The sequence below is a fragment of the Chamaesiphon polymorphus CCALA 037 genome, assembly GCF_003003845.1.
Classification (GTDB): Bacteria; Cyanobacteriota; Cyanobacteriia; order Cyanobacteriales; family Chamaesiphonaceae; genus Chamaesiphon; species Chamaesiphon polymorphus.
This window is the reverse complement of sequence record NZ_PVWO01000665.1, coordinates 1-2,557: the sequence shown is the minus strand read 5'-3', so window position 1 is coordinate 2,557 and position 2,557 is coordinate 1. Positions and strand designations below refer to the sequence as shown.

The following is a 2,557-nucleotide window of genomic DNA, read 5'->3' as shown; positions in this document are numbered from 1 at the left end:
GAACAATCTCTCGATCGACTCGTCAGAGAAAAAGAATCCACATTTCGTAGGCATAGCCCCTCCCAAATGGAGCATTGGTAAATAGTTCGGAAATCTCCACAACCCAAAACCCTAAAATGGTGAAATCCGGGATACAATTGCCTTGAGTGTGAGTAAGTATAAATAACTATCCAAAGCTATGTCTCTCAGCCCAGTTACATTAGAAGTTTCTAGATCGATCGAATCTGCTACATCAGAACACGATCTGCAAGTTGCAAAATTGACCAAGGCTCTATATCCAGCCGATCGTCAAGAAAAATTCCTCGAACTTCAAGCCGAAGTCGAGCACCTACTGTGCCAGTTACAGACTCTACAAAGAGTGCGCATGTAACTTTTCAAGCCAGCAAAGTTTCCTCACTATTTAAAATAACAATCTTTTAAAGATAATAAATAAAGAGCGATCGCCTATGTCCGATCGCTCTTTATTTGTATATCTAGATTCGTTCAATTCCAAGAAATTCCTTCAGTTGTCATCAGTGTTTTGTCGTTTCAGAGTTAATTCTGATTCGATCGTGAATTTATGATGATTTTAGGAATGAGAATTTCGATCGATAAGCTGATTAGCCAGTCTAGATAATTAAGTTACAATTATTTAATCACTCAGAGCTGTAAATCCACTGTAAAAATCATCTCAATAACTAAAATTAAGTAGTTGAAATTTTGATATGACGATCGTTCGTGCATTGTTTCAGGCTGTCAAAGTTGAAGGTGCTACCGCCCCATATGACACGATTCAGCTCAAAGTTTTCTATCCAGCTCGGATGTCAGATGATGCCTTAGCAAATAATAGTATGGGTGCGATTCCGGCTGACGATCGATATGCTCCTTTTCCAGTTATTATTTTGTTCGGTGGCATTAACTGTAGCGCAGCCGGATATCAATGGTTGGCAACAAAATTGGTAGAGCGCGGATTGGTGGTAGTGACTTTTGACTGGGTGGCTCAAAATCTGCCAGGAATGGTAGGGCTGACGCCTGGTGTAGATATTAGCAGTATGGCTCCAGATAACTATGGTAAGGCTCCCTCCGCCTCTGCCTTACCTGCATTACTCACAGCCTTAGATGGTTTGAACTCCGAGGAAGTTTTGGCAGGCTTATTGAACTTGCAACAGGTAATTTTAGGCGGACATTCTGCTGGAGGTAGAGTCGCAATTGAAAGTGCCAGCCCAGATTTTTTCCCGCAAGTTGTAGCTGCCTTTGCTTATGGTGCCCATACTGCCGCGATCGTGCAGTTAGGATATGCCTCTGGCACCATTCTACCAGTACCGGATGCGCTACCAATAATGTTAATTGGGGGCACCTGCGATGGTGTAATTGCCAATAGTAGTAACAGTTATGGCTTGACGTGGGAGCAGCCGACAACGCCAATTTCGCGCACCTTTGAGGCGATGGCAGGCGGTAGAAACGATCGATACTTGCTATTGGTAGCAGGAGCCAACCATTTTTCGATCGTCCATCCGTTAGATTCGACTAGTGGTACTGCCTTTTTAGATTTTCCCGCAACTCAACCAGAAGGACAAATTCGAGACATCATTGCCGAAGTGATTGGTTTGTTTGTAGATGCTCACGTTCGTTATCAACCTCAAAGCCTTGCCGCTCTCGATTTGTTGGTGACATCTCATCATCCCACGATCGATTTAATTGAACGAAAGTAGCTGGATTGAGCTAAAGATTGCGAGCAATGTGGATCGATCTTTACATACTCCGCGCGAGCCTGCGATCGCCTGTTGCCGCAATTTCTTCAAATTTATCGTCCAAACCTGCAAACATATCCCAATAATCTCGACTGAGTATCTGGGCAACTTTTGTAATTACCCGTTCTTCTAGTTTGGTATTGCGTTTTCCTTTCCACAAATTATCGGCAAGTGCAACAACTAATTCCTCAAGATCGCACTCAATTTGTTGCCATTGTGCGTGCGATCGACAACAACGGGCAATTTTAGGATCGATATTTTTGGATAGTAATAGCAGTTCGCCTGCGGCTTCGTGTCGATTTCCTTTATCGACTAATTCTGATGGATATAAAATTTTCCCGACATCATGAAAAGCCACACCCAATCGAATCCAATCTCGATTGAATTTAAGATCGAGCTGTTGAAAGTATAGAATGAGAATTTCAGCAGCTTCTCCGACCAATTTAACATGCTGAATCAATCGATCGGGTGCTCCTAAATCTACTAGTAATTTATAAGCATCGCTGACAGATTGAAAAGTTTTAAATTGCTGTGCCATTTTTAAATATCGATCGATTACTAACTTTTATGTTTGAGTGCAACATACGTACCCTGAAACTTTCCAGATAATATCCCTCGACAGTAAACTTCAGCATTGAGGACGATTCGACCTTTACCGTGCCGGATAATTGTAGCGATAAACCGCTCCCAATCTCGCTCGGCTGGAGTTAGGCAACAAACTTGAAAATCTGTGTCGATCGGCTTGGTATAATCGATATTGCTACTTTGAATCACAATTTGACAAGGGATCGTCAACATCTGAAGCCGAACGTGAACTAAAGTCCAAG

The 2,557-nt window shown here is 42.5% G+C and carries 4 protein-coding genes; 2 read left to right on the top strand and 2 right to left on the bottom strand.

Going from position 1 to position 2,557, the window contains the following annotated elements:
• Window positions 1-178 precede the first annotated feature (178 nt).
• Together C7B77_RS27990 and C7B77_RS27985 are read left to right on the top strand one after the other, a co-directional pair.
• Window positions 179-370, top strand: coding sequence for a hypothetical protein (locus C7B77_RS27990; RefSeq protein ID WP_106312785.1), 192 nt, complete (start codon window positions 179-181; stop codon window positions 368-370).
• Window positions 371-704: 334 nt separating this feature from the next.
• Complete coding sequence (locus C7B77_RS27985; RefSeq protein WP_106312782.1) at window positions 705-1,691, top strand: alpha/beta hydrolase family protein; 987 nt, start codon at window positions 705-707, stop codon at window positions 1,689-1,691.
• Window positions 1,692-1,731: 40 nt separating this feature from the next.
• Here the strand turns inward: C7B77_RS27985 and C7B77_RS27980 are convergent, their stop codons facing one another.
• Together C7B77_RS27980 and C7B77_RS27975 are read right to left on the bottom strand one after the other, a co-directional pair.
• Window positions 1,732-2,268 carry an HD domain-containing protein gene (locus C7B77_RS27980; RefSeq protein WP_106312779.1) on the bottom strand — a complete coding sequence of 179 codons (537 nt, stop codon included), beginning with the start codon at window positions 2,266-2,268 and terminating at the stop codon, window positions 1,732-1,734.
• Between the two features lie 20 nt (window positions 2,269-2,288).
• On the bottom strand, window positions 2,289-2,557 hold a 269-nt coding region (locus tag C7B77_RS27975; RefSeq protein ID WP_181244064.1), incomplete at its 5' end, for a YiiD C-terminal domain-containing protein.